General features: G+C 50.9%; 26 protein-coding genes and 1 pseudogene. 16 read left to right on the plus strand and 11 right to left on the minus strand.

Going from position 1 to position 24,713, the window contains the following annotated elements; translation table 11 throughout:
- Positions 1–80: 80 nt before the first annotated feature.
- A complete protein-coding gene (locus tag ACQKPZ_RS22625) occupies positions 81–1,007 on the minus strand; it encodes a DMT family transporter (protein ID WP_427542369.1) in 927 nt (308 codons plus the stop codon).
- A 106-nt stretch (positions 1,008–1,113) separates the two neighbouring features.
- The gene (locus ACQKPZ_RS22630; RefSeq protein ID WP_427542372.1) at positions 1,114–1,509 is read right to left on the minus strand and encodes a transcriptional regulator; all 396 of its coding nucleotides are present in this window, start codon (positions 1,507–1,509) and stop codon (positions 1,114–1,116) included.
- 177 nt (positions 1,510–1,686) lie between these two features.
- Between ACQKPZ_RS22630 and ACQKPZ_RS22635 the strand changes: the two genes are divergently transcribed.
- Both ACQKPZ_RS22635 and ACQKPZ_RS22640 read left to right on the plus strand, forming a co-directional pair.
- Positions 1,687–1,989 carry a type II toxin-antitoxin system RelE/ParE family toxin gene (locus ACQKPZ_RS22635; RefSeq protein ID WP_427542375.1) on the plus strand — a complete coding sequence of 101 codons (303 nt, stop codon included), beginning with the start codon at positions 1,687–1,689 and terminating at the stop codon, positions 1,987–1,989.
- Positions 1,982–2,275, plus strand: coding sequence for an addiction module antidote protein (locus tag ACQKPZ_RS22640; RefSeq protein WP_391125309.1), 294 nt, complete (start codon positions 1,982–1,984; stop codon positions 2,273–2,275). Before ACQKPZ_RS22635 ends, ACQKPZ_RS22640 begins: the two co-directional genes overlap by 8 nt.
- Positions 2,276–2,348: 73 nt before the next feature.
- Here the strand turns inward: ACQKPZ_RS22640 and ACQKPZ_RS22645 are convergent, their stop codons facing one another.
- Entirely contained in the window at positions 2,349–2,603 is a 255-nt protein-coding gene (locus ACQKPZ_RS22645) for a BrnA antitoxin family protein (RefSeq protein ID WP_391125306.1), read from the minus strand.
- Entirely contained in the window at positions 2,581–2,859 is a 279-nt protein-coding gene (locus ACQKPZ_RS22650; RefSeq protein WP_391125303.1) for a BrnT family toxin, read from the minus strand. The genes ACQKPZ_RS22645 and ACQKPZ_RS22650 overlap by 23 nt, the downstream gene beginning before the upstream one ends.
- Before the next feature lie 215 nt (positions 2,860–3,074).
- Here ACQKPZ_RS22650 and ACQKPZ_RS22655 point away from each other — a divergent pair, with 215 nt between their 5' ends.
- Positions 3,075–3,347 carry a hypothetical protein gene (locus tag ACQKPZ_RS22655; protein ID WP_012273612.1) on the plus strand — a complete coding sequence of 91 codons (273 nt, stop codon included), beginning with the start codon at positions 3,075–3,077 and terminating at the stop codon, positions 3,345–3,347.
- Between the two features lie 155 nt (positions 3,348–3,502).
- Here the strand turns inward: ACQKPZ_RS22655 and ACQKPZ_RS22660 are convergent, their stop codons facing one another.
- Positions 3,503–4,864, minus strand: a complete 1,362-nt coding sequence (locus ACQKPZ_RS22660) for a DEAD/DEAH box helicase (RefSeq protein WP_427542378.1) — start codon at positions 4,862–4,864, stop codon at positions 3,503–3,505.
- Positions 4,865–4,966: 102 nt separating this feature from the next.
- Here ACQKPZ_RS22660 and ACQKPZ_RS22665 point away from each other — a divergent pair.
- Positions 4,967–5,671, plus strand: a pseudogene (locus tag ACQKPZ_RS22665) (mechanosensitive ion channel domain-containing protein); the annotation flags it as partial.
- A 279-nt stretch (positions 5,672–5,950) separates the two neighbouring features.
- Here ACQKPZ_RS22665 and ACQKPZ_RS22670 read toward each other — a convergent pair.
- Positions 5,951–6,799 (minus strand): ATP-binding protein, encoded by an 849-nt coding sequence (locus ACQKPZ_RS22670; RefSeq protein ID WP_427542381.1) that lies wholly within the window; start codon positions 6,797–6,799, stop codon positions 5,951–5,953.
- 346 nt (positions 6,800–7,145) lie between these two features.
- Between ACQKPZ_RS22670 and ACQKPZ_RS22675 the strand changes: the two genes are divergently transcribed.
- From ACQKPZ_RS22675 to ACQKPZ_RS22695, 5 genes are all read left to right on the plus strand, one after another.
- Positions 7,146–7,901, plus strand: a complete 756-nt coding sequence (locus tag ACQKPZ_RS22675; protein WP_427542384.1) for a hypothetical protein — start codon at positions 7,146–7,148, stop codon at positions 7,899–7,901.
- Positions 7,902–8,076: 175 nt separating this feature from the next.
- A complete protein-coding gene (locus ACQKPZ_RS22680) occupies positions 8,077–8,532 on the plus strand; it encodes a hypothetical protein (RefSeq protein ID WP_427542387.1) in 456 nt (151 codons plus the stop codon).
- A 271-nt stretch (positions 8,533–8,803) separates the two neighbouring features.
- The gene (locus tag ACQKPZ_RS22685) at positions 8,804–9,835 is read left to right on the plus strand and encodes a hypothetical protein (RefSeq protein WP_427542390.1); all 1,032 of its coding nucleotides are present in this window, start codon (positions 8,804–8,806) and stop codon (positions 9,833–9,835) included.
- A gap of 128 nt (positions 9,836–9,963) precedes the next feature.
- Positions 9,964–10,155 carry an AbrB/MazE/SpoVT family DNA-binding domain-containing protein gene (locus ACQKPZ_RS22690; protein ID WP_427542393.1) on the plus strand — a complete coding sequence of 64 codons (192 nt, stop codon included), beginning with the start codon at positions 9,964–9,966 and terminating at the stop codon, positions 10,153–10,155.
- Positions 10,156–10,429: 274 nt separating this feature from the next.
- Positions 10,430–10,801 carry a histone-like nucleoid-structuring protein, MvaT/MvaU family gene (locus tag ACQKPZ_RS22695; protein WP_427542396.1) on the plus strand — a complete coding sequence of 124 codons (372 nt, stop codon included), beginning with the start codon at positions 10,430–10,432 and terminating at the stop codon, positions 10,799–10,801.
- A gap of 395 nt (positions 10,802–11,196) precedes the next feature.
- Here the strand turns inward: ACQKPZ_RS22695 and ACQKPZ_RS22700 are convergent, their stop codons facing one another.
- The 3 genes from ACQKPZ_RS22700 to ACQKPZ_RS22710 all read right to left on the minus strand — a co-directional run bounded on the left by ACQKPZ_RS22700 (position 11,197) and on the right by ACQKPZ_RS22710 (position 13,758).
- A complete protein-coding gene (locus ACQKPZ_RS22700) occupies positions 11,197–11,871 on the minus strand; it encodes a hypothetical protein (protein ID WP_427542398.1) in 675 nt (224 codons plus the stop codon).
- 4 nt (positions 11,872–11,875) lie between these two features.
- Entirely contained in the window at positions 11,876–12,604 is a 729-nt protein-coding gene (locus ACQKPZ_RS22705) for a hypothetical protein (RefSeq protein WP_427542401.1), read from the minus strand.
- Between the two features lie 134 nt (positions 12,605–12,738).
- Positions 12,739–13,758, minus strand: coding sequence for a hypothetical protein (locus ACQKPZ_RS22710; protein ID WP_427542404.1), 1,020 nt, complete (start codon positions 13,756–13,758; stop codon positions 12,739–12,741).
- 630 nt (positions 13,759–14,388) lie between these two features.
- Between ACQKPZ_RS22710 and ACQKPZ_RS22715 the strand changes: the two genes are divergently transcribed.
- The 6 genes from ACQKPZ_RS22715 (at position 14,389) to ACQKPZ_RS22740 (ending at position 20,983) form a co-directional block, all read left to right on the plus strand.
- Positions 14,389–15,834 carry a site-specific integrase gene (locus ACQKPZ_RS22715; protein WP_427542407.1) on the plus strand — a complete coding sequence of 482 codons (1,446 nt, stop codon included), beginning with the start codon at positions 14,389–14,391 and terminating at the stop codon, positions 15,832–15,834.
- Positions 15,800–17,692, plus strand: coding sequence for a hypothetical protein (locus ACQKPZ_RS22720; protein WP_427542410.1), 1,893 nt, complete (start codon positions 15,800–15,802; stop codon positions 17,690–17,692). Before ACQKPZ_RS22715 ends, ACQKPZ_RS22720 begins: the two co-directional genes overlap by 35 nt.
- Position 17,693: 1 nt before the next feature.
- A complete protein-coding gene (locus ACQKPZ_RS22725) occupies positions 17,694–19,646 on the plus strand; it encodes an integrase (protein ID WP_427542413.1) in 1,953 nt (650 codons plus the stop codon).
- A gap of 50 nt (positions 19,647–19,696) precedes the next feature.
- On the plus strand, positions 19,697–19,867 hold the full coding sequence (locus ACQKPZ_RS22730) for a hypothetical protein (protein ID WP_427542416.1): 171 nt from the start codon (positions 19,697–19,699) through the stop codon (positions 19,865–19,867).
- 505 nt (positions 19,868–20,372) lie between these two features.
- Positions 20,373–20,561 carry a hypothetical protein gene (locus tag ACQKPZ_RS22735; protein WP_427542419.1) on the plus strand — a complete coding sequence of 63 codons (189 nt, stop codon included), beginning with the start codon at positions 20,373–20,375 and terminating at the stop codon, positions 20,559–20,561.
- The gene (locus ACQKPZ_RS22740; protein WP_427542422.1) at positions 20,558–20,983 is read left to right on the plus strand and encodes a hypothetical protein; all 426 of its coding nucleotides are present in this window, start codon (positions 20,558–20,560) and stop codon (positions 20,981–20,983) included. The genes ACQKPZ_RS22735 and ACQKPZ_RS22740 overlap by 4 nt, the downstream gene beginning before the upstream one ends.
- Positions 20,984–21,042: 59 nt before the next feature.
- On the opposite strand, the gene ACQKPZ_RS22745 is transcribed toward ACQKPZ_RS22740, so the two are convergent.
- Both ACQKPZ_RS22745 and ACQKPZ_RS22750 read right to left on the minus strand, forming a co-directional pair.
- Positions 21,043–21,849 (minus strand): hypothetical protein, encoded by an 807-nt coding sequence (locus ACQKPZ_RS22745; protein WP_427542425.1) that lies wholly within the window; start codon positions 21,847–21,849, stop codon positions 21,043–21,045.
- Between the two features lie 198 nt (positions 21,850–22,047).
- A complete protein-coding gene (locus ACQKPZ_RS22750) occupies positions 22,048–23,268 on the minus strand; it encodes an MBL fold metallo-hydrolase (RefSeq protein WP_427542428.1) in 1,221 nt (406 codons plus the stop codon).
- A gap of 370 nt (positions 23,269–23,638) precedes the next feature.
- On the opposite strand from ACQKPZ_RS22750, the gene ACQKPZ_RS22755 reads away from it, so the two are divergent.
- Positions 23,639–24,652 carry a ComEC/Rec2 family competence protein gene (locus ACQKPZ_RS22755; RefSeq protein WP_427542431.1) on the plus strand — a complete coding sequence of 338 codons (1,014 nt, stop codon included), beginning with the start codon at positions 23,639–23,641 and terminating at the stop codon, positions 24,650–24,652.
- Positions 24,653–24,713: the final 61 nt, after the last annotated feature.

A 24,713-nucleotide genomic window follows, 5' to 3' on the forward strand; every position in this document is an offset into this window, starting at 1 on the left:
GTCTTCGCCCGCTCCCACAGGGTCTGCGCAATACCTGTGGGAGCGGGCAAGCCCGCGAAGAGGCCGGTGCTAGCTACCCCTTACCCGACCAACCGCCGCAACTGCCGCTTCACCCACGGCTCGGCACTCACTAGGATCACCCCCAGCAACACCATCAGCGCGCCAATAACAAAGTTGAAGCTCAGCGGCTCATCCAGCAGCAGTACACCGAAGGTCACCCCAAACAACGGGGTAATGAACGAAAACACCGCCAGGTTCGACGCCAGGTATTTGCGCAACAGCCAGAACCAGGTCAGGTAACTGACGAACGACACCACAATCCCCTGGAACAGCACACTGCCCATGGCCAGCGGCGTCAACGACACCGCGCCGATCTGTCCGCTGAGCAGGGCAATCAGCAACAACCCGGCAAAGCCGACCGCCAATTGATAGAACAAGGTCAAGGTAGCCGGCGCTTCAGAGAGCCGCGAGCAGCGCACCACAACCGTGGTCGCGCCCCAGGCCAGCCCGGCGATTACGCCAAAGGCATCACCCAGCAACATGCGGCCATCCATCTGCTCGAACGACATGCCGCCGGCAAATGCCATGGCAATGCCACCGAATGCCAACAGAATCCCCAACCACTGCAACAACCGCAGGCGCTCACTGGGCAGCCTGAAATGCAGGCCCAGCGCAGTGAACACCGGTGCGGTATAGAGGAACACAGACATGTGCGCCGCCGATGTCAGCTTCAGGCCCTCGGCGATGAACAGGAACTCCACGCCGAACAGACCGCCAGCGAGCAACCCGGCACGCCAGGTATTGCCGAGCTGTTCCCAGCCTCCGCGCCAGCACAGCATCAGCGCCACCAGCACGGCAGCGATGCCATTGCGCAACGCTGCCTGCATCACTGGCGCGATATCGACGGCGGCAGTTTTGATCAGCACCTGCTGGCAACCCCAGATCAGGCACAGCCCTAGCATCACCTGAAAGGCGAAGGCGTCAGGGTTCTTGCGGGCCGCACTCATAGGCGGGCCTCTGGGGTGATCGAAGGCATGGGCATAGGCTCGGCAGTATTCAGAAGCTACCGATTATCGGGTTTGCGTACCCGATCTTGCCAGCCTCAAAACGACCTCAAGCGATCTGCGCTTTTGCCGACACCTGTTCGAAGGTGGTTTCATCCAGCGCATCCTCCTGCTCATCAAGCACCTGGCGCGGGTGCTCGAAGCCCGGGATGCTGCTGTCGATCAGGCTCATCAGCCGCGAGCCGCGCTCGGTCAGCACGAAGTTCTCGCCGTTGCCGCCGTCTTCCTCGGGCCGGCTTTCGATAAAGCCGCGCCCGAACAACAACTTTTCATACTCGCAGGCACGGGTTTTCAGGTGGTCCAGGTCACCCACCGGCTCACCCTTGGCGGCCAGCGCGGCAGCGTGCTGCTCGGCATAAGGGCGTGGCGTAAAGCTGTGACCGCCGCTGTTCTGCACCTCGTGCAGCAAGCGTTCGATCAGGTCCCAGTCGTAGGCGATGCTCATGGCTCAGGGCTCCTGCTGTGGACGGAAGGGGTACACAGGTTGGGACTCGCCAGTGAGGTGCGGTGTTCCGCAAGATCTTGGTGGGTAGATGTGCGTGGCCCTGAAGACGCTGCTACGGCAATAGGCAGAAACCATTTGCGGGACCGCCAAGTGTAGTTTATAAACTACATTCACTCGATGAAGAAAATCGAATCCAGCAGTTTCAGACATTGGGTGACCGGCCTCCGGGACATCAGCGCCAGAGCCCGAATCATTTCTCGGATCAACCGGTTGATGGAGGGCCTGCCTGGCGACGTATCACCGGTCGGCCACGGCGTCAGTGAGCTCAGGGTTCACTATGGGCCTGGTTACCGGGTGTATTTCCATCAGGCGGGCAGCACGTTCGTGATTCTTTTGTGCGGCGGCGATAAAAGCAGCCAACAACGAGACATCAAGACAGCCCACCAGATTCTGCGTTCGTGGAGGATGCAAAATGACTGAAACCTTCTCTGAATTCGACCCCGCCGAATACCTCACCACCCCCGAAGCAATAGCGGTGTTCATGACCGATGCCCTTGAGACTGGGGATGCCAGCTATGTCGCCAAAGCTGTCGGCGTGGTAGCGCGAGCAAAAGGCATGAGCGAGCTGGCAAAAGAAACCGGGCTGTCTCGTGAACAGCTTTACCGGTCTTTCAGCGAGCATGGCAACCCAACCCTCAAATCGTTCCTGACCGTCATGAAAGCACTCGGCATAGACATGACAGCGCGTCCCCACATCGCAGGCTGACATACCGGCCTCCCAGTGATGCTGGACCACCCCGAGATCGCTACCATTTACGTGCCGCAGCGCCTGGAAAAGCTCAGCGCGGCTTCTGCTGAGCTTGCATGTACTGGCGCAGCAACTGGTTTATGCGGGTCTGGTAACCGCTGCCCTGCTCTTTGAACCAGGCTAGGACATCTGAGTCCAGGCGAATGGTCACTGCCTGCTTGGCAGGAACACGCAGCTCGGCCTGACGGAAAAACTCCTCGTCGAGCTCTGGGATATCTGTTGTATCGATATGCTTGTCGTCCTGCCGGGCCAGCCGGTTCCAGTCAGTTTTGGATGATTTGGTCATAGTGTCTGGCCTCCCATTTGGTGGCTTTTCTCGCGGAAATAATGCGTATCACTTCACCCCGCCTCTCTGTGTACACGACGACGCCTATCAGCGCCTTCAGCCATCCGATGCTGACCCAACGCTCTTCAGCACACGCCACATGCTCATCGCGCCGGATCAGCATGGGGTGGTTGAACATATCAGGCACGTCGGCAAAATCGATGCCGTGCTTGCGGATATTGATCTGGTTTTTCGCTTCGTCCCATTCAAAGAACATGGGACGCCCTGTATTTACAGCTGTACATACAATACCCCCTCTTTTCCTCCGAGCCTAGAGTGATGTAGCGCGCTGTTCAACGGCGCAAAGGGGATATTGAGGCACTTCAGAAACGGACTACTTCCATCATGGAAATGATCCACCGGTCGCAAGCCCTGAACTTCCCCACACCCGCAGCCCTCCACCGCGCATAGCCACCGCTGGAGGTAAAAAGGATGAAACCGCTGCTACCCATTGCCTGCGCCACCGCCCTGCTCTGCGCTCTGCCCGCGTGGGCCTGCACACCAGAGGAAGCGACGCAGAAACGTGAAGAGCTGGCCGGGTTGGTTACCCAGTTGACCGAGCAGAACCCGCAGAAGGCCAAGGAGATCAATGACGAGCTTCAGGGTATGGATCTGGAGACGGCGAGCAAGGACTTGCCCGACAAGTGTCAGCTGATTGACCAGCGGATCAAGGAATTGAAAACGGCGGAGAAGAAGGCTGATTAATTGTCGCCTGTGCCGGCCTCTTCGCGGGTAAATCGGATCGCCGCACCGCCGCTCCCACAGGTACTCCACAGCCTTCGAAAGCTGTGCAATACCTGTGGGAGCGGCGGTGCGGCGATCCGATTTACCCGCGAAGAAGCAAGCCTCGCTACTGAATATTACTCAGCAGCCGGCTTGCGCTTTTTCAGCGGTGCCAGGCCGTCAGCGCTGGCCAGCGGTGCGTTTGGCCTCGGCTTGGCGGTTGGCTTGCGCTTGGCGGCAGCTTTCTTGTCGCCGCCCTTCTTGTCGACCTTCTTCTTCTTGGCCCCAACAGCCTTGCCCGACGCCTTGACCTTCTTCGGCCCGCTGTAGGTGCCCTTCACTTCCTTGATCACCCGGCGCTCGAACTGCTGCTTCAGGTAGCGCTCGATGCTCGACATCAGGTTCCAGTCGTTGTGGGTGATCAGCGAGATCGCCAGGCCTTCGCTACCGGCGCGGCCGGTGCGGCCCACGCGGTGCACGTATTCGTCACCGCTGCGAGGCATGTCGAAGTTGATCACCAGGTCCAGGCCGTCGATGTCCAGGCCACGGGCCGCCACGTCGGTGGCCACCAGCACCTTGGAGCTGCCCTGCTTGAAGCGCTCAATGGCCAGCTTGCGGTCCTTCTGGTCCTTCTCGCCGTGCAGCACGAAGGCTTTGACGTCCTTGGCCACCAGGTGGCCGTAGATACGGTCGGCCAGGGCGCGGGTATTGGTGAAGATGATCGCCTTGTCGAAGGTCTCGTTGGCCAGCAGCCACTGCACGATCGCCTCTTTGTGCTGGTCGTGGTCGGCGGTAATGATTTGCTGGCGGGTGCCTTCGGCCAGTTGCGAGACACTGTTGAGCATCAGGTGCTCAGGGTCTTTGAGTACTTTGCCGATGATGTCGCGCAGGGCCGCGCCACCGGTGGTGGCGGAGAACAGCAGGGTTTGCTCGCGGTTCTCGCACTCCTTGCACAGGCGCTCCATGTCTTCGGCGAAGCCCATGTCGAGCATTCGGTCGGCTTCGTCAAGGATCATCACTTGCACGTGGGACAGGTCGAGGTTGCCGGCATTGAGATGCTCGAGCAGGCGGCCCGGGGTACCGATCAGCACGTCCGGCACCTTGCGCAGCATGGCGGCCTGTTCCTTGAAATCTTCACCGCCGGTGACCAGGCCCGCCTTGATGTAGGTGAACTGCGAGAACAGCTGCACTTGCTTGAGGGTCTGCTGGGCCAGCTCGCGGGTTGGCAGCAGGATCAGCGAGCGGATCTCTACCCGCCCACCTTTCAGGTCGACCAGGCGGTTGAGCAGCGGCAGTACGAAGGCTGCCGTTTTGCCGCTACCGGTCTGCGCGGTCACGCGTAGGTCACGCCCTTGCAGGGCCAGGGGGATGGCCGCAGCCTGCACCGGGGTTGGCTCGACAAATTTAAGCTCGGCCACGGCTTTAAGCAGGCGTTCATGCAGGGCGAATTGGGAGAACACGGAGGTAACCTCAGGCAAGTGCGGGAAATTCAGTTGCATAGGGTAACGTTTTCTGCCGGCTTAGCCGAATTTCTTTTGGCAACTTTGCCGCCATCCGCGCTCTAATGGCACTTCGTTTCGCAAAAGACTGTACGCAAGCCCATGGATATCCAACGAATCTGGCGTGACTCCCTCGACCTGTGGGGCACCCTCGACCAACATCCCATGCTGCACGCTGCCATCGGCCTGGCGGTGCTGCTGCTGATTTCCCTGGTCATCGGCCGCCTGGCACGCTTCCTGGTACTGCACAGCGCCCGCCTGCTGTCTCGCCAACCGGCGCTGAAGTGGCTGGACGACTTGCGCCACAACAAGGTCCTTCACCGCCTGGCGCAGACCACGCCGTCGCTGGTCCTGCAGTTCGGCCTGAAACTGGTGCCGGAGCTGTCCGACACGGCCCAGCACTTCCTGGGCAATGTCGCGCTGGCCTTTACCCTGCTGTTCATGACCCTGGCGCTGTCGTGCCTGCTGGATGCCCTGCTCGACATCTACGCCCGCACCGAGCACGCCCGCACCCGCTCCATCAAGGGTTATGTGCAACTGGCCAAGATGATGCTGTGGATCTTTGCCTCCATCGTCATCGTCGCCACCCTGATCGACCGCTCGCCGCTGTTGCTGCTGTCGGGCCTCGGTGCCATGTCGGCGGTGCTGCTGTTGGTGTACAAGGACACCCTGCTGTCATTCGTCGCCAGTGTGCAGCTGACCAGCAACGACATGCTGCATGTGGGCGACTGGATCGAAATGCCGCAGGTAGGTGCCGACGGCGATGTGGTGGACATCACCCTGCACACCGTGAAGGTGCAGAACTACGCGTGAGCCAAAGAGAATTTTGAAGATCCGTGAGTGACCGTACATGGACACACACCTCCCCCGAAGGCCCACATCACCACCCTCTCTACATTTTTCTCATCACAAGCCTCACCAATCCAATAACCGCGTTTGCTGGCTACATTCGCCCGCGCGGGTGATGGCGAGGCTAGGAAGTCACAACAAGCAGCAGTGTCCACTAATCACTGTCGACAAAACCAGAAAGGTTAGGTGGGGCCAGACCATCATCATTGGAGGGTGCGGGAAGGCCGTTTAGAGAGATCAGCCGCCGCTGTCAGAATTCGTGATGTCAGCTTGTGCGGCTAATAAATCAGCAAGCCGGTGAATGAGTTGCTCACTGTGCGGTAGGCGCTCTTCGTGCAGCGCTTCCATTGCGCGGCGAAGCAACCCAGGCCGATGCCCGATTAATCTGAACAAGTCGAAAACTTCATCAGGTTGAAGGTCTCCCGGTGCGCTAGGTCTATTGCAAAGCCACTGAATGAATTCATGCCCCAATAGCGGGAGGTCGACCAGTGGCGTAGCGAAAAAGGGCTCATGTCTGGTGGTGCAAAGCTCAGCTAGGTCCGCCCTGCTCGCCCCCACGAAAACAATACGTAGCCCGCAATGTTTAGAGCTATTTAGCTCGTCTCTTGCCGCCTTGAGCCCAGCCATGATGGCCATACGATCAGCCGCCTGTATGATGAGCTGAGCCTCATCAATGAGCAAAACGATCATCTTCCTCGACTTGGCAGAGAGTGCAACGAGAGCTGTGGTGTAGGTTATTTCCTTGCCCAGTCCAATTTTGGAGCAGAACGAATTAACCCATTCCCCACCTTTAGGCCCTTGTGCAGATGGATCTCGGCTGTATTGGTGCTGAAGAGCGCTTCCGATCGAGTTAGAAATGGCGAGCCCCACATCTCCTGCATCGCCTTGGAGGTCGGCATGAACGACAAGCGCGCCCAGTGCGTGCAGCTGCGGCAGCAGATCCTCAGCAATGAATGTCGACTTCCCCGTTCCATAGGACGCAGCTAGGAAGATTCCCGACGGCGCAGCGCTGCCTATGGCCTTCAGCATTATCCGTTTAGCCAGCTGCTCCGCCAATGGCTTACGATGAAACAAAGCGTCGTCCATTATCACGCCTACTGAGTCGTCTGTTGATTGACTATAGATCTCTACGATTACCACTCGAATAGCTAACAATCCCACAGCAATCGACCCGAGTCACCGGCAATCCAGAGATGAATTAGCAATGTGCGAATTTTGCATACTACCTTTACGCAATTGACCATACATTTGCTTTTGACGTGCCCAGTCAATTGCATTCGATCTGACCAGTTGCAACCATGGCTGAGGGGTGAAAGGCCTCATCCACAATGGCAGCTTACGACCCATAGCTGCCGGTCAAATTTAGTCATGGGATGGAGTAGAATATACGCTTAATTTACGTGGCCCTACAAACTACCAGAATGAGACGAAAATGAAAATCAACTACCGCGGTGTGCGTGAGCCGCACTGGTCGAGCAGCGAATGCTCCTCTATCAATTGTCTGGTGTTCTTTGAGCACCTCGGGCATGAAGTGCCTTTTACGGCTTCCCCGTTGGACTCCGAACCTCACGGGAGAGAAATATTCGAGCGATGCGTATCGGGTGAATTTGGCGCTGTAGCCCCGGCGAAACCCGACGCAGCGGCATTTGTACATGAAGAATTACATCCACCAGTTTTACCTGTCGGGTGGCACGATATCCATGAGTTTCTCGAAGAGGCCAATCGCGAGAACGCCAGCGGTACCGAGAGAGGGCTTGTTCTTGTCTGGGCGTCTATGGTAGATGAAATGCTATGCCGGCTACTAGAGCAATTTCTGGTTGAAAGCACCATTACGAAGGATATGCTTCGTGGAGGCAGCGGTCCTCTGTCCGCCTTTTCAGCTCGAACGAAGGCCGCTTTCTCGCTCGGCCTTATTTCGAGAGATGAACTACAAGTTATTGAAGGAGTGCGAGCAGTTCGAAATAGCTTTGCACACAAGCTAGGAATTTCACTTGCAGACACCTCCTTGCACGACAAATGCAAAGACCTTTACCGGAAGACCTTTAACGACAATTACACCTTTGATGCGAAACACTATTACTCGCAAGCTTGCACCAGGCTACTCATGATACTCAGTGGCAGGATTGCATCCATTGCGCAGAATCGCCGACAAGAGTGCACAGATCCTAGGCCAATTTATGACCGCTAACTTGACCTCGCTTGCCAATAAGATGAATTGTCGCTGATTTGGTAGATGCCGCGACTGGTCGGTTTTAGCCGTTCTCTGCTCGCCGCCGCCGGGTGCTTCGGGTCGATAGCGGTCATTCTGATCGTCCGCTATCGACCCGAAACGGACGTTCAACTACAAGCAAATGCTTCCCAAAATGAGTCCTGCACTGGACTGGGAACTGCAAATTATCCATCCTGTTAATGAATGGGCAAGAAGCGCACAGGAGAGGATGATCATGACTGGACTTACGCGGGAAAACCCTACGACCATTGCCTTCGTAGTGAATTGCTATCTGAGCAACGCGATCAGTACGCTGGAGCTACAAACGTGGGCGGCTGATGTTGCAGGATCAGGGGCAGCGCATCCCGACTACTTACTAGATTTGACTACTTTTGACGCTCCGCGCTTCCACGTTTATGAAACCTTGGGTTTTAGCCCTAGCCGAACATTTTCAGCCGAAGAAAACCATGCGATTTATGGCATTGCATACCTCCGTGATCGCGAGGTATATGAATCCGTAGATAAGGCCCGAGCGTTGCAGGCCTTGCATCAAAACCCGAATGTTCGTACGGAATTTGCAGCCGTTTTTCCGTTCCTGCTTCGCGGGTAAACCCGCTCCCACAGCGTTCTTGTCAGCCTCGAAAATGAGCAAGAGCAGCACTTTCGCAATGGCAGCTATGGGTGGATAGCAGCCAGCCGCGACTGACCTCTGTCGACCGCAGCCGAACGGCAAAGTAACTCCTTGGGCCCAAGCAGGAGCTAGCCAAGACACAACCGTAGGGCAGCCCAGGACACGTCTGGGGCACCTGTTTTTGTTGTTATGGGGATTAGGGTATTGTGCGTCTCCTATTGCGCCGAGGGGTGCTCAGGGAGAAAGGTCGATGACGGGTAAGGGTGTACCTACGCTGGATAGAGCGAAGGTTCTGGAAAATGCTGTAACGTCCATTCAGCTAGGGATTGAGGATTACCAGCTCACGCAGGGTGATAACGGGAACCCCCTCCGAGCCGTTTCATCCGCTCGAAACCTCTTCGCAGGGGTTTTGCTGCTTTTCAAGTATAAGATTGCAATGCTCGCGGACTCTCCGGAACATGCGGCCAGCCTCATCTACAAGGCAAGGAAATTCAAACCCTGCCGTGACCAAGATGGCGTAATCGTGTGGCGTCCCGAGCTTGAACGAAACAAGACAATCGACGTAGCAGACATTGAACTGCACTTTGAGGGTCTTGGCATCCGCACTGATTGGGCCGCCGTGAATATCCTGCAACGGTGCCGGAACGATCTGGAACACCTCCACCCCAAGCATCCCCTGGAGGAGATCAATAAATTCTTGCTTGATCTATTCCCACTCCTGCGAGACTTCATCACACACGAGTTATCAGAGAATCCGGCAGCCTTGCTAGGGGAGACCTGGGAAGTCATGCTGAGAAATCACCAGTTCTTTGTCCACAATTTGGAGGAGGTACAGCGCCAGTGGGAAGACCTGGGTGTCATGGCGCATACCCGCGAGTTGTTCAAGGCCTGCTCATGCCCTGCCTGTGGTTCCCCGCTGCTTGAGCCTAACCGGGAAGACCTCCAGGCTGGAATGCCCTTCAACTACTCGGAGTTTCGATACAACTGCCTCGCATGCAACCAGTCAGATTCGTTCATTGAGTTAATGGAAGAGGAGTTGCGAACCACCCGAGAGAACCCTTTCGACGACGACGAAGTCATCACAGACTGCGGTAGTTGCGGCGCTCCGATGTTCGATCTATCCGAAGGGCATTGCCATCTTTGTGGCTACGCTTATCAGCCGCCGAAGTGCTCAGGGTGCCACACCCCCTTAGAAGGCTACGAAGCGGAGAATGGATCTCTATGTGATAGGTGCTCGGAGTACGCACACTACAATGATGAGTACGAGCCTCACATAAGCTAGCCATTGTCCCCCACTAAAGCGCTTCCGAGTTTCCTCTGGCAAGACCCGCTCTGGGTAGCAAGCTGTTACCACGGGTATGCTGGAACGGGATTGAAGCTCACCCATTAACACGGAGAGACCTGTCAGTTATGCATGAATCCGCGCGAGCGACCGTCAAATGCCAGGACGCAGGCGATGGAACGGGGGAAGTCATCGTTGAGCTTCCTGACGACATCATTAAAAGCATGGGGCTCAAGATTGGTGATTCGCTAAACATAGAATTGGCCGACGGAGCCATAGTGCTCACTCCAGTAGGAGGGGCAAGCAATATCGATCACTGACCACATACGAGTATTTCAGCTTCTACGTCAGTGGAAGAGAACACAACTGCCCCGAATGTGTGAGGGTTCTGAACGACAGCAATGGGTCGTTAGCGGTCAGTCGTGAATTGGTATCTCCGCCCTTCAGCCTTGTTTTCGGCTGGTAAGCCTCGACGAAAATCACGCACCAAGTACAGGGCAATTCCCAATTCTCATTCCCGCTATTTTCAGTAGGATGCTATCGAAAAATAGGGTATAAAAGGTTTAGCCTGCAACATCACCATGAGGAATGAAAATGTCGAAGCTCGCTGAATTCAGGGCACTTGAACGTCATCTGGCTGAGCAGCTGCAAGCCTTGGAAGCCATGAAAGGCGACAAAGCTCTGGAGCAAGAAATTAAATTTGAACAACAGCTGCGGGAGCTGCTGGGTGCATACGGAAAATCGCTTAAAGATGTGATTGCAATCCTGGACCCTCAAGCCACGCGTTCTAATGCCCCTGCTACTAAGGGTCGCCAGGCTGTATCAAGCCGTAAGCCGCGAGCGGTAAAGGTCTACAAGAACCCGCACACAGGCGAAGTCATCGAGACCAAGGGCGGCAACCATCGTCAGCTCAAAGAGTGGAAAGCAGAGCATGGCGCAGCCGCAGTTGAAAGCTGGGTGAGCTAATCAATCGTGCGGAAGGGGCGGAAATTTCCATAGACCCGCCTCTTTTTCCCAGCCTTTAAGCTGGAGTCACACACAATCTTACGAGGCCTACTGACGCCACGACGGAATACCTTGAGGCAGGGGAATGCAGCCCGTTTTTGATATGAAAGACGTGCTGAACTCCTCCCTTTCAGTCAAGACCATCAAATGGACAGGCCACTCACTCCAAAGCTCATAGCAGGAGTCATGGGCTAGCGCGGCTTCCTTCTGATCTGAGCAAACAATCAACAGGTCCACATCCCCGAAATGCTTTGTGTCAAGGAAAAACGAACCGAAGCCATACCACCTGACGTTAGGCAGAATGGCTAATGTGGACGCCATCGCCCTAGAGAGGCAGTCCAGCATCTGCGGAATGCTCATGTTGGCACGTGGAGCCGATGGTAAAACTTACGGCGCTCGTGGAAGAGTTCAATTCCCATTGAGTCAGCAACTTCATACGCATCCGACGTAGGCCAGGCGTTCGGGTTTGTGGCGAAGATCACTGATACCCTTCCATGCTGAGCAATTGCTGTCCGAATGGTGGAGCCTCCTAGCTCATACTCGTTCAGACCTGCAACCAACAGCGGTGGGCCGTTTTTCCGCTGAAACTCATAGATCAGATCCGTCACTCGAACTAGGCGATAGAGATTTGTGTGCTGGGACAGGATCCTTCGGAAATATTCAGTCTCAGGGTGCACAAAATCATTAATCGCTTCAGAACCTCTCCGGCCGCTGATGGCTTTCATCAGGTGTCCAATAGGCCCAAACGCAATTCCTGCATCCTCCAGCATGTGGATAGCCGGTCCCTGCCAGATCGCTGCTTTTGGAATGTTGACGACGAATTCGACATCCGGATCAGTCTCCAGCACTTGCCTTACAGCATCTGGCGTAACCGCAGGAGAGGACACCACGCCAATTCTTGCAGGAGGATATTGCTTTGAGTGAGCGAGGAACGAATATGGCGAGACGATTTCGACACGCTCAACCCATTCCTGCATCTTTGCGATGCAACTGCTCGCGAATTCGGTATTGCTCTGAGGGCTTCGTGCCACTTGCTTACCTCATCATTTCGGCCATTTGCTGAGTAGGGAAACGCGCTCGCGCACCTATGTGAATTTTCGCCACATGACGCGCCTCAAGATCGTAAACGTGCTGGCGGAACAGTTCTAGAGTGTCCTCCTCAGCCTCGGTCATCAGCCCTGTGTTTGCGTCAAGGATGCTGAGAATACGACGAGAATTTGGAATGATCTGCTGCACCATCTTGTACTTCCATTGCGCAGCTTCCTCAGCCTCTGGGTTGAAACGGTAGTCCAGGTCAGGATTAAGCTGCTCAAAGATCATTCGATTTTGCCGCATCAGCGGTTTGATAGCCGCCAGGGTTTCAGCACGACTGTCGAACACCTGTGCTCCAAAGAGGCTTGCAAGCTTGCGCTCATGTTCGCGCTTCCACCCGATAACTGTCTCATCGGGAAAGTCCTCCGGGGCCTTGTCAATCGTCGTGTGACAGGTAGGGCACAGCAGGATCAGGTTCTCGAAAGCGCCCCGCTCCTCTGCCGACATGTCAGGCTTACCACGAGGTCCATAATCATTCGCCGCGAAGATATGAGCCATTTCGGCCACATGGATCACTTTCGAACCGGTGTCGAGGAAGAGGTGCGTGGTACACCCTGGGCGCTGGCAGTACCCAGCCGAGGAAGCAAACAGTCGCTTCTCCGTGAGTGTGTCTGGTGACGCCTTGCCGCGAGAACACGCCATTAGAAAATACCTTTCGTGGATCAATTTCATGACTCTATTCCGACCACTTGGTGAAATCGACTCACCGACCTGGTGAAGCCAAGTAGCCACGCTGTACGCGAAGACGGAGTACCTTACTCGGAGCTTGCCGCCATGCGCCAAACGTCCCTAAGAAGCCATCGCGCTCATGGCGATTCCTTTGGCGGCTCGCCGGTAAAAAGCTGCTTTCCTCGGGTTAGGCCTAAGCTCAAACCAGATGGCAATTGCTCGATCGAAAGGAGAGCAAGGTTGTCGGTGACGATACGATTGTCATTGAGAACAGCGAATGATGGCACCCATCGCAACGCATTCTGATCGAATTCATAGATCAATTGTCGGGCTCCAGGCCCCTTTGACTTCAGCTTCAAGACCAAGGCAGCGGCTTGGGCAGCAGCGGCGGGTAGCGTTTCATGCGCCTTGTAGTGCTTCTGTAGGTCACGTCCACGGAGGATGAAGGAAATCTGGCAGCCGTACTGATGGGTATGAAAGTCAAGAATCGGAGCGCGCCGCTCTGCGACCTTCTCAATCAGTCTTCGAACCCATGAATGCATGCCCGAATAGGCCGACTTTCCTGCCTCGGTAGCAATGCTGGTCACGAAGGGATTCCAAACCAAGGCCAGAAACGCGAGCCCCACCCTGATCAGTTCCTGATCGGGCACAGCAGCGTTGTTGGAGAGTTCAGTGCGGTAGAAAGGTACTGGAGCATCAACCGCGATGCTATCTACCCACGACTCATCTACTTCCCTAGGGTCCGTGGCCACCTGTATGAAAGCCTCAGTGGGAAGCTCAGGAAGCGTGAGGGGCTCTGAAAAGCTCAACTCAGTCAAGCCGTAGTCCCGGAAACTCGAAACCTCTCCCCCCGCGTAGTATCCCAGAATCGCAGCGATGAACCTCCGCCCCTCCGGCGTCACAAAAATCGCGCAGTCCAGGACCTGTCCCTTGGGCCGACCTGGGTCGTGGTTATGGAGGAGAATATGAGGATGTTTAGTGAATTTATTGACAAGATGATCAGGATCAGCAGGAACGAGTAATTCGCCAGCCTCATTTTTCTTATCTGTCCAAATCACCCCGCAAACAAGCTCACCAAAGCTTCTGCTTTCCAATCGCGCCATAGCGGACTTTGCCCATGCGCGTGCTTCCGCAGTTAACTCCAAAACTTCAGACATATCCCCTCCAAGAAATCCGCCGATTCTCTCAAAACAGTTCAGCGCAAGTACTTTAGCCTAGAGCCCCGAGATGATCTTAAGCCAACTAGATCTCACATTCTACGCATTTTGCGAAGCTCCTTATGCGCCATGGAAACGGCTCAATTCCTGATAGCTCGCCCGCCTAAGAGCACCTTTCCACTGCCTCGCTTCCTAGTAACGTCCTTGAAAAAATACACGTGCGCCGGACCAGGAACTATCTGCTTGCTCCATACAAAACACCGCCACCTTGAAAGCGATGCTCAAACCCCTTTTAAAAACCGCCGACCACAACATCAACAAAGCATCACTTAAACATTTTTAAGTTAGATAACCGCAAGCAAAACTGAAATACAGCGTATCGCGTACCCAGCTTTAACCTCGATACTTTTCACCCAAAAACCCCGATCACGGCCCACCAACAGCAACCCGAATAAATTTCAATATGTAAATCCCATTTACCTGGCATTGAAGCCACTTCGAAATTATATTGCAAAGCACCCAAAAACATCGAAAAAATTTATGGAAATATTTTTACGAGGGAGTTGAAAGTACATGACACGTATGCCAGCCTGAAAAGCATCGAGAGACAACTGAGGCAAACAGGAAGCCATGCAAAAGGATCTGGTCACCTCAGTGGAAGGAAGATTTCGCAAGGTTTTGCTTAAGGATGTATGTCTCTGGGAGCGATGCACGGAACAAGATGCAACGGCTAGCCCGAAATCGACTTCAGAAGAAATAAAGCTCGACTTGCCTTGCACTGATTACCCTATCAAAACGATTGTTCCTAGAACTCCCAACCTAGTTCAGCACTATGTGATCGTGGCTCCAGATGGAAGCTTGTGGAGGGAAGGCACAGTCTATCTTTATAACCGAGCCGTAATTGAGGGTGCAAGTCCGGCCACTGTCGCCAATGACGCCGGCGATTTATGTGACTTTGCAAATGCAATGCTATCAGCACGAAAAGACATGTGGGACTTCAGCGGGCCGAAATCAAGGCGCCCAACGTATTATTATAAAAGCGTGCTAAAAAAAAGAATAATGGAAAGTGTGATAGGCATCCCAACTGCCAATCGAAAGCTATCGAGTATCACAAATTTCTACCGCTCGGCCGCGGCCCGAGGCTTTCAGCCAGAGCAAGAGATGTGGAAAACGATTAAGCGTTCAGTACGCTACAAGGACAGGTACGGCTTTAATCAATCAATAGAAATCATTAGTACAGACTTGCCGTTCAAAAAGGCTGAATATAGCCCCAACCATCCAGGTGGAAATTTCATCATCGACGGCGGCAAGCTTTTTCCAATTGATAAAAACAACCAAGAAGCTTTACTCGAAGCGCTTTACGCGTCTGAAAACTACGAGATGTATCTGAGTCATGTCGTGGCGCTTACCGGTGGACCGCGAATTCAAACAGTTTTTACTATGAGACAAAGCTGTATAAAGATGGATGCTTGTCATGACGGAACAAACCTAGTTACATTTACGGCTGGTGCGGATACTCTTATTGACACGAAAGGTGGGAAAACAGAATACATCTCACTACCGGAGTGGGTGCATTACTTGATAGCTGAGTATCTAAACTCGAAGCGCTACAAGCAACGACAGTCTCTATCCATCATCGGCACCGCTGAAGATCAATACATTTTTCTCACAGAATCGGGAAAACCTTACTATGTGGGCACCAAGGATCGTGCCTTATTCAAAAGTGTGGAAGCAGGTTCAGCAGTCCGTAAATTCAAGAAGGATACCCTTCAAAAAATATTGCTGAGAAACCAGAAAAACTTTGACTTCAGGTTTCACGACTTGAGGGCGACATTCGGCATGAACCTTTTTGAAGATCACAAAGCTCTGGGCATGAGCGAGCTTGCAATTTTGGATTTAATAAAAAACAGACTTAACCATGGCTCCATTATTGTCACGCAAAGATATCTGAAGTTTAAACCGTCACTTGAGCAGGTTGAGAAATCTCAATCGGAATACGAGGATCACATCAGATCGATCGTTGACAAACAGAGAATTATAAATGGCCATTCAAGACAGACAAACTCAGTTAGTTGATCTTGACAAGCATGATCTTGACTCCTTTCAGACTGCTGCTCGATCTATCCCCTTTCAAGACCTAGCAATTCGATACAACAGAATTCGCCGCTACGATGTGGGTTCGCTCTGTTATACAGAGCGCTTTCACGCTCCAAGAAAAAAATCCCGCCCAGTGACGAAGCAATCACTGCGCACTGAGCGGATTGATCGCTTACAGAATTGGGCGCTCGAAATCGCATCAGAACACTATATCAGTGCAACTGGAGCAACTTGCTATACAAACACAGTTAATTTTGTGAAGTTCGCAGACTGGTGCGACCTGTCAAGTCAATCAGATTTCTTATTATCCCCGGAACATTATCATCGAGCACTCGTAATTTACTCGATTGAAATCCAGAACTCCAATCGCATGGGGAATAAAAGTGATTTCACCAGTCAGCGTGATCTTGCAGCAGCAATTAAAGCCGCCCCGTTACTTTTTCCTGGGGCTGACTATGATTTCCGCAAGGACTTAGCAATTGTATCCAGTCCAGCCAAGAAAAACACGCCAACCCCCCCACCACCAGAGGAAGAAGTAGCAGCCTATTTGAGCACGTGCAGCTACATATTTCATGGATTGACTGACTTTTTGCTTGAGGGTAAAAGTTTTCCTAGCCGCCTAGAGCTTGGGTCTGATCAACCTTGGCTGATGTTAGCCGAGTATCCGTTCGCAACAGATCGCATATTGGCAATAAATAAAAAAATTGCCAACAACGTGTTCTGGGATTATTCAACTGGGGAACTCAGATCACTCGAAGCTTGCAGAGCACTCTCCTTGTGTAATGATTCGCAACTTAAAGGAGCATTACGCGCACATCGTGAGCTAATGACAGCTGCAAACATTGACCTGCGTCACCCAATGAGATTGAGGTTAGCAAAGTTCGCACATGATGCGTTCCTTGCCTTGTTTGTAGCTAACGCTGGCTCTAACGACCAACCCACTGAAGATATACCGTGGGATGAGAAATACGAGTCAAAGCCATCTACAAAATCCGGCTACAAAGTCATTAAATTTCGCGGCCTCAATCGAGAGGTCACATTTGATATTCAACCAACGTTCGAGAAAGAACTCAAAAAATACAAAGAACTACGAAATTACATATGCAAAGATACAAATCATCCATACTTATTCGTCGGAATGATGGTTAAAAACGAAAAAGAGATAATGAAGCTTCGACCCAACGAATTAGCAAACTTCAACACCAGACTCAAAAGCTATTACGATAAAAATTTCAAAGGCTACAGTTTTAGGGCTCTTCGGTCATACAAAGCCAACTTTTACAACACGAGAGGCATACCCGCAAATATCACAGCTAGAGCCTTATCTAACAGTGAAAGCACCTTGCATAAACATTACACGACGCCGAATGAGACCAACGCTATAGGAGAGGTCGTTGAACTACTCAATCGGTTGATGCAGCTACTTGATGATTATGCTCATGATGATTCGCCATCCGGCGGATGCGATGCTCCAGGACTCCCTCAGCAAGCAATCATACCACCTGACGGTTATGAGCCAGATTGCAAGAAACTTGAGGGCTGCCTCTTCTGCGAGCACTTTCGCCTTCACGCGAATGAACAAGACATCCGTAAATTGCTCAGCATGCGCTTCGTCATTAACGAGCGAATCCACAAGTGCCAAAATGCAGAACAATTCAAAATGGTTCATCAACCCGCCATCGATCACATCGACCTCCTCCTGGAAGCCTTAAAGGAAGCAAGGCCAGAAGTCAAATCTACCATTCAAGTTATTGCCACAGACATAACGCAACACTATCAACTTACCGACTATTGGGAAAGACAACTGAGCCGCTTACATAATTTAGGTCTTGTTTAAAATGAGCAGAAACCGTAAAAAAAAATCTATTGCTAGCCTACCTTCTAAGCTCAGTGTCCATGCCTACACCGATGCTTACTATGGCATGTCCTTCGACCGCATTGGCCCTGGCCTGGTCATGTCCCGAGATGATAGTGGATACGCTTTATGTTTCTTTGAGGATTCGGCTTGGCCCATGTCCCACCTCGTCCACTCTTCGACAGATGTACCAATAATTTCATTTCCCTCAACCTCACCTGAGCATTCTGACCATGAAGAGAACATGGCTTTCAGGAAAACCGTTTTAATTGCATGCCTTTTCGCGCCCGGCCGAAAAACTGGAAAGCCGCTGCGGCTGACGCAGGTTCATACAATCAACAATACGCTAAGAAACATTACTGAATATTGCGAACAAAATAACATAGAATCAAAAGCGCTTTTAATGTCATCGGAACTCTTAGAAAAATTCCTGCAAGCAATGCCTCCATCGCAAATCCGCTCACTACTTACAATTGGGAGAACCATACAAAACAATGACTTATCTAAACACTATATATCAATTAGCCCTAACGCTCTAAACTTAATTGTTGAGGCGAATGCGGCGTACCGATCCGCAAGTGAGCCTTCGCAGACCCCTATAATTCCTAGTAGCATCTTAGCAAAAACTTATATACAGCACATTACTGTAATCAAGGACTACAACAAGAATAGCCAAAAGATAAAACGACTACTAAACAAAGTCGCGAGCAACCCTGAATATGCTCGCGCCCATCCGAAAACCAAACATACTAAGCTAGCTTACCTTAACCACATAAACTTCTCACACGCACTAAAGATCCATAACCTATCAACGATTGCGGACAAGTACCAATGGACAGAAATCCCAAATATTACTAGCTTTCTTAGCACAGTACAGTATTGCGCTAAGAACCTCATCCACCTATTCACCCTGATGAGAGATCATGAAGCTTTAAATCTGAAACCTGACTGCATCGAACCCATTGTGGGTTGGAATCAAGAAGCCCTATACGTGATCACAACGACCACTAAGCTCATGGCGTCAGCTCAGGTACTTAAGTGGATTACTATACCAGCCGTTCTTCGCCCTCTAGAAGCATTACGATCCATTCATGAGACGGTTGCGCCATACTCTTCAGATGAGGCTAGTAAAAAATGGCTTTTCATATCACCAAGTCACCTTCCTTTTTCAAACGGCAGGCCGCCATCAGGCCGCACCAGAAAGATCATTAGAGAAATTAATCTACCACCAATCAAAATCACGGACCAAGACATAAGAGAACTTGAAAGCATAGACCCACATAGGAACTGGCGTGGAGATAAGAATTTTCAGATCGGCGCCCCTTGGAAGTTAAACAGTCATCAATTCCGGAGGTCAATAGCTGTCTTTGCCGGGCAATCCGGTCTCATTACGATTCAATCACTTAAGCGGCTATTGCAGCATCTAACACGAACCATGTCGATATACTATCAAAAAGGTTGCTCTGCGGAGAATTACAACATAGGTCTTGGAGACCCGCAGCTCGCAAAAGATTTAGCAAAGGGTAAAGCCGAAGGAGATAATGCTCTTTACCTAAGAAACATAATCCTAACCAATGAAAAGCTTGGAGGCTTTCACGGAAAACGAGTTATGCAACAGAAGGCAAGCGATGTATGGATCTTGGACTCCGAAGGGCAATTCCAACAATCTGTCCGCATGAATATTCAAGCCTGTGAGCCCACATGCTTTGGCGTGTGCACCAACCCTGATCCATGCGACAAGCGCGCACATTCAAATATTTTATCTTGCCCTGGTTGCGAGCACTGCACAGTCGTTGAATCTGTGATTGATGAATCAATTCAAGATCTGGCGTGGGATCTCAAGCACCTGAAAATGGGTTCGGTTGAATATAGGGCTGAAGAAGCCAACCTGATGGATCTAAAGAACATGAGAGATATGCTGATTGCCAAAGGTTAGATAATACCCTGCATCATCTAGTCTACTGTCACCCTTCGAAGGAAATGGTTATGAAATCATCTAAAATTAAGACCTTTCATTTAGACATCGAAACCCTACGCCGAATTATTGGCCACCACCCTATCCCACCTATTTATCTTGAGCAATATCTTAAACCGGCAACATTGAATTCCGCTGAAAAACTTAACTCGAAGGGGGAGAACAGCAATGAGCGCGAGTGAATCTTCACCAACTTCACGCCCTTATTTCTCGGCATTAGATCGCATGGTGCTCGGAGAGTGCATTATCGTGCCGAATGGGACACGCATATCTAGGAAAACGGTCGCGCTGAGGCGGATAAAAGTGAAGGCAGTATCAAAAATAGTCGTCCCATTTTCGCGGGCCTAATTATTGAAATTAAACGCCGGGCTCAAGAACAAGCTGAAAAATAGGCACCTGGGGCACGTAAAGTCTCACAAGCAAATGGATCCATGCGACAAGCGCGCACATTCAAATATTTTAAATTGCCCTGGTTGCGAGCACTGCACAGTCGTTGAATCTGTGATTGATGAATCAATTCAAGATCTGGCGTGGAATCTCAAGCACCTGAAAATGGGTTCGGTTGAATATAGGGTTAAAGAAGCAAACTTGACGGACCTAATAAACATGAGGAGCATGCTTATTACCAAAAACCCATAATAAATCTCACTATAACTAACGAAAATATAACAACTTAAGGATATTTCGATGAAACCGCATGAGACAGTAGCCCTTCAAAAATACAAAAAGGCTCTCCACCGCCTTCTTGGTCACGAGCCAATTGCCTTCCGTTTCCCTGGCATCACTCTTCAATCGATTGCACTTGAAGCAGCTAAAGATTCTGCCCGATCGAAGAAGAAGAAGAAGAAGAAGAAGAAAGAGGAGAAATCAAAATGAACGCAAATGAGATTTCACCAACTCTACGCCCTTATTTCGCGGCATTAGATCGCATGGTGCTTGGAGAGTGCATTAACGTGCCAAATGGGACACGCATATCTAGGAAAACGGTCGCGCTTGAGGCGGGTAAAAGCGAAGGCAGTATCAAAAATAGTCGTCCTATTTTCGCCGACCTAATTGTTGAAATTAAACGTCGGGCTCAAGAACAAGCTGAAAAAGAGGCGCCTGGGGCACGTAAAGTCTCACAAGCAAATGAACGCCACAAAAAGGAGAAGGCTAAAGCAGATGACTACAAGCAACTCTATGAAGACTCCCTGGCTAGAGAACTGATGCTCTTGGTGCAACTGGATAATTTGGAGCGGTCCACCAAGCGTTTTGGGAACGTATATCCGCTTGACTACCGTCGCAAACCAAATGATTAACCGCCAAACAGAGAGCTATAAATGAGCCGTCGTGTGCCGGCTCATTTGTACATAGAGCGCTAGCTAGCATTCCCCATTAGTCTGCTCATAGACCCTTTCCATGGAGCACTATATCGCGCATCAAACACCATTGCGCGAGCGCCAGATGCGCCTGGGACAAGTATCGTTATCAAATCTGCAACATGTACTGCATCTGACATACTCTCAGCAAGGTCTGAAAGATATACGTTACCCTTGTCTCGCACCTCATGCCAGTGAGACAAGCCGCAGCCTATGTATACGTACGCCCCAGCATCAACAGCAGCGTTCCGCAGATCGGACAGAGCTGAGCCGCTATCTACTAAGCCACGCAACAAGTGGTAGTTCTCCAAAATCACCGTAGCTCCGGGAGACGTTTCTCCCACAAGCTCAATCAGGCGCTTCACAGTAAGCGATTCAGTGATCATCCGGAATCTTGGATCCTCGACGAAATTATCATCGTCACTACCTTGAGCCAGCAGGTTTACTCCAGACGTCAACCTCGGCCAGTCATCATCGCTCAATGCCCCTTCATCGAGGTCTTCAAAGTCTACTTTACTCAAATTTGCAAGCATTTGCCTCACAAACAACTGAGCACCAAAGTTCGGAATCAACAAAAGCGATTCTGTGAGCTTATCACGATTGAGATGAGGTATTTTCCAATTGGCAACTGTCGCAAGAAGCTCGCGCCGTAAAGCACTGGTACGCGAAGCTATGATTGCCAAGCCAGGAAGCTCAAGCAGTGGATTGTCCACGTGCACATAAAATCGAGCTGGCTCTTCGTTGAATAAATCATCTACTCGATCAATTTCCGCAGCCAGGATGCTATCGAATTCTACAGCACTCACCATTAACCTCTACACTAGATGTAAGCCTATGCACAATGCGTTGACCAGCACTCATGCTAATCCAATTAATTCATTACGTTATTTTAAGATTCACTCAACCCTGCCGCTGACTGAAAGACACCCGAATTGATGAGCTGTTCCTTTTGCAATCCAGCAAATATAGCAACATTAAACGACGCACGCCTTTATCAGCAAAAATCAAATACATTTACACTCCCGAGAATATATTCTAGAGAACGGAGCGCTGCGACTTAGGGGGATAACTACAGATTGCCGCTTGATATCGAGTTGAGGGCAGTGAGTACAGGCGCGCACGGCAGGATCCAGGTTCTTGAATGTCGATCCAGGCTGCTTAATAGAGCCTCCACTCCTCAACCACAGAACATTTTCGAGGTGCTCATATATGTGTTCATATGCCATACGATTTGATTCCGACCCATGATGAGGTGCTGTTACGATATAGGTGACATCTGGATCGGGTAGCGTCGTCAAAAATGAGTTTTTATATTCCTTTCCATCTCCAAGTGGAGAATCGCCACAGAAGATCACTCCAAATCCGTTTAAATTCGGCGGTGAAATAAATGTGAGGCACTCTTGATTGACAGGAGACAGTAGAGCAAGATATGTCAGATCACTTATCTGAGGTATAGACTCCACTGCATTCAATGGAACCAGTAATCCTGGCTCACCTCCAGAAGCTATTCTCGTTGAGCGGAACCCTTCAAAATCAAAAAGCCGTATACGAGTTCCATACATCTCCGCTTGCGCTGCAATAGACCATATTATTTTCGCAGAGTTAATCAGACTCAACCAATAATCAGCGGCGCCCCTACCTATTTTACCAATAGCACGCGCTTTATAAACTTCTCTCCGTGCACCTTGCACCATCCCCCACGCCCAACCGTCGAATCTTCTTGGATAACGTCCAATATTGAAAAAGCGATCAGTATTTGGTTCTTGCTTTATAGCGTCGCCATCTACTTGTGCCCTACCCTCACTATCCTTGTGACGGCGCTGCTCTACAGCCAGAGTTTCCAAAGTAGATTTAATATCTTCTTGGGACCAAATTACGTCAAGATCAAGCCGTTCAAAAACCTCATTAATTTCTTGACTTATCCCTTCAAAAACCTCGCCCGGATTATTCTTTAACTTTCGAATAATCCCAGACCAAATCCCTGGCAGCCAAAATTCGCCGATAGTGCCCACGAAGTACTCTGAGATATATTCCAACCCACCGGCATGATCTTGATCAGAGTGCGTGCACACTACGATGTCGATGTGGTTTAGTCCAGGGCAGGTCTTCTCTATAGCCGCGATAAGGCTTCTACTATTATATCCACCATCTACGAGGATTACCTTGCCGTCACGAAGCAAAAGAAAGGATTCTCCCGTGATAGGGAGCGCAACAAGCTTATCCATGTGATTTCCTTCTCAAAAATATGGCATTATGCCACCTTGCGCCATTAAGGTAATATTGATTTTTTGCACTATCTACCAGCTGCGCCTATGGGCCGATTGAGCACTTTCGCTAGAACAGCATACGCTCAAATGCTCCTCCATCAGTCATCATTTCTGGATGATCCTACACCTCAAGCAGAGAAGCACGGCTGAATGTGGAGTTAAGCTAAAGCTTATCCATGCCTCCCCTTTTAACTACAGCCTTAACCATTGACTTAATCAATGTAGTAGATTATGTTTTGGTCGCCAGCAGCATAATGAAGATTTGACCATCTAAAAGCCACTATAAATCGTTTACGCTAAGCCTGATAAAAAATTGGCAAGTGTGCTTTTGCACGAAACCAATAAGCCTGCACTGAAAAATCCAACACAACAACTGCTAAGCCGCATCAACACCATGACAATCAAAAGTAAAAAAACAAGGTTCCGGGCCTATCAAATAAGTAGCGCCGGATCATCATTTTCGTATTTCAATGGTAGTGAGTTCACGCTAATAGAGGCACGTCTCAATCAAACCAACACACCCAATATCATTCAAGAAATGAGATACTGTGGTGTAACGCAGATTCATAATTTGCACATCACTTCGTGGGACAGGGATCACTGCCATCCCGACGAGTTGCAGGAAATCCTTGAAAAATTTTCACCGAAGAAAATTGAGTACCCTGGTTACGATCCTCACACCGAATCCGGAAGAGAAAGCTTAAAGCTCATATCGAATTACAAGCGACGGAGCTTTACACCCGATAAAATCATTAAAGTCTGCCCAAAATACATTTCAAGCCTAGAACCGGCTGAAAAGTACGGATATAGAGATATCCTTCATCATCCGAAAATGCTGGATGATCGGTCGGCCAACAACAACTCAACTATTAAGCATTTCCGATCAGGATCATTCAACACTTTAAGTCTTGGTGATGTTGAGTGCACCAACATCGCCTCTGGCCTTCGACGGCAGCGCTCAATAACCAATGAAGTTGACGTTATGATTCTCGCGCACCATGGAGCTAGCAATGGCTTCACAACCTCTGCATTTATCAAACACGTCAAGCCCACAATTGCCATCGCCAGCTCGAACTACTGTAATCAGTACGAGCACCCAAAGCAAGACATCCGAGATTTGCTTCATAAAAATGATGTCAAGCTTTTTACCACTAAAACGGGCGATGTGGTTATATTTTCTACCGGCAGCCATACCGGTCACTACAGAGTAATAAACCTAAAAGCCGGCAGCACCGAGGTCTCAAGCCAATATGACTATTCCGCCAAGAAGTCAGAAATCTTGAAAAATAATAAAGATACGATTAGAGCAATCATACATCGACCTAATAAAGGGCCTCGTTAACATAATAAGAGCCGTGCTAGGCAATGCAGCTCTCGATCACTAACCGCTGAGCTGCATCATC

The organism is Pseudomonas sp. NPDC089547 (assembly GCF_050280665.1).
Lineage (GTDB): Bacteria > Pseudomonadota > Gammaproteobacteria > Pseudomonadales > Pseudomonadaceae > Aquipseudomonas.

Excerpts from the sequence above, each read along its gene's own strand:
- ACQKPZ_RS22670 (WP_427542381.1), bottom strand. The coding sequence starts at position 6,799 with ATGGACGACGCTTTGTTTCATCGTAAGCCATTGGCGGAGCAGCTGGCT.
- ACQKPZ_RS22680 (WP_427542387.1), top strand. The coding sequence starts at position 8,077 with ATGAGTCCTGCACTGGACTGGGAACTGCAAATTATCCATCCTGTTAAT.
- ACQKPZ_RS22625 (WP_427542369.1), bottom strand. The coding sequence starts at position 1,007 with ATGAGTGCGGCCCGCAAGAACCCTGACGCCTTCGCCTTTCAGGTGATG.
- ACQKPZ_RS22725 (WP_427542413.1), top strand. The coding sequence starts at position 17,694 with ATGAGCAGAAACCGTAAAAAAAAATCTATTGCTAGCCTACCTTCTAAG.
- ACQKPZ_RS22645 (WP_391125306.1), bottom strand. The coding sequence starts at position 2,603 with ATGACCAAATCATCCAAAACTGACTGGAACCGGCTGGCCCGGCAGGAC.
- ACQKPZ_RS22695 (WP_427542396.1), top strand. The coding sequence starts at position 10,430 with ATGTCGAAGCTCGCTGAATTCAGGGCACTTGAACGTCATCTGGCTGAG.
- ACQKPZ_RS22685 (WP_427542390.1), top strand. The coding sequence starts at position 8,804 with ATGACGGGTAAGGGTGTACCTACGCTGGATAGAGCGAAGGTTCTGGAA.
- ACQKPZ_RS22735 (WP_427542419.1), top strand. The coding sequence starts at position 20,373 with ATGAAACCGCATGAGACAGTAGCCCTTCAAAAATACAAAAAGGCTCTC.
- ACQKPZ_RS22675 (WP_427542384.1), top strand. The coding sequence starts at position 7,146 with ATGAAAATCAACTACCGCGGTGTGCGTGAGCCGCACTGGTCGAGCAGC.
- ACQKPZ_RS22710 (WP_427542404.1), bottom strand. The coding sequence starts at position 13,758 with ATGTCTGAAGTTTTGGAGTTAACTGCGGAAGCACGCGCATGGGCAAAG.
- ACQKPZ_RS22750 (WP_427542428.1), bottom strand. The coding sequence starts at position 23,268 with ATGGATAAGCTTGTTGCGCTCCCTATCACGGGAGAATCCTTTCTTTTG.
- ACQKPZ_RS22660 (WP_427542378.1), bottom strand. The coding sequence starts at position 4,864 with ATGCAACTGAATTTCCCGCACTTGCCTGAGGTTACCTCCGTGTTCTCC.
- ACQKPZ_RS22730 (WP_427542416.1), top strand. The coding sequence starts at position 19,697 with ATGAAATCATCTAAAATTAAGACCTTTCATTTAGACATCGAAACCCTA.
- ACQKPZ_RS22720 (WP_427542410.1), top strand. The coding sequence starts at position 15,800 with ATGGCCATTCAAGACAGACAAACTCAGTTAGTTGATCTTGACAAGCAT.
- ACQKPZ_RS22630 (WP_427542372.1), bottom strand. The coding sequence starts at position 1,509 with ATGAGCATCGCCTACGACTGGGACCTGATCGAACGCTTGCTGCACGAG.
- ACQKPZ_RS22650 (WP_391125303.1), bottom strand. The coding sequence starts at position 2,859 with ATGTTCTTTGAATGGGACGAAGCGAAAAACCAGATCAATATCCGCAAG.
- ACQKPZ_RS22640 (WP_391125309.1), top strand. The coding sequence starts at position 1,982 with ATGACTGAAACCTTCTCTGAATTCGACCCCGCCGAATACCTCACCACC.
- ACQKPZ_RS22655 (WP_012273612.1), top strand. The coding sequence starts at position 3,075 with ATGAAACCGCTGCTACCCATTGCCTGCGCCACCGCCCTGCTCTGCGCT.
- ACQKPZ_RS22635 (WP_427542375.1), top strand. The coding sequence starts at position 1,687 with ATGAAGAAAATCGAATCCAGCAGTTTCAGACATTGGGTGACCGGCCTC.
- ACQKPZ_RS22740 (WP_427542422.1), top strand. The coding sequence starts at position 20,558 with ATGAACGCAAATGAGATTTCACCAACTCTACGCCCTTATTTCGCGGCA.
- ACQKPZ_RS22715 (WP_427542407.1), top strand. The coding sequence starts at position 14,389 with ATGCAAAAGGATCTGGTCACCTCAGTGGAAGGAAGATTTCGCAAGGTT.
- ACQKPZ_RS22705 (WP_427542401.1), bottom strand. The coding sequence starts at position 12,604 with ATGAAATTGATCCACGAAAGGTATTTTCTAATGGCGTGTTCTCGCGGC.
- ACQKPZ_RS22690 (WP_427542393.1), top strand. The coding sequence starts at position 9,964 with ATGCATGAATCCGCGCGAGCGACCGTCAAATGCCAGGACGCAGGCGAT.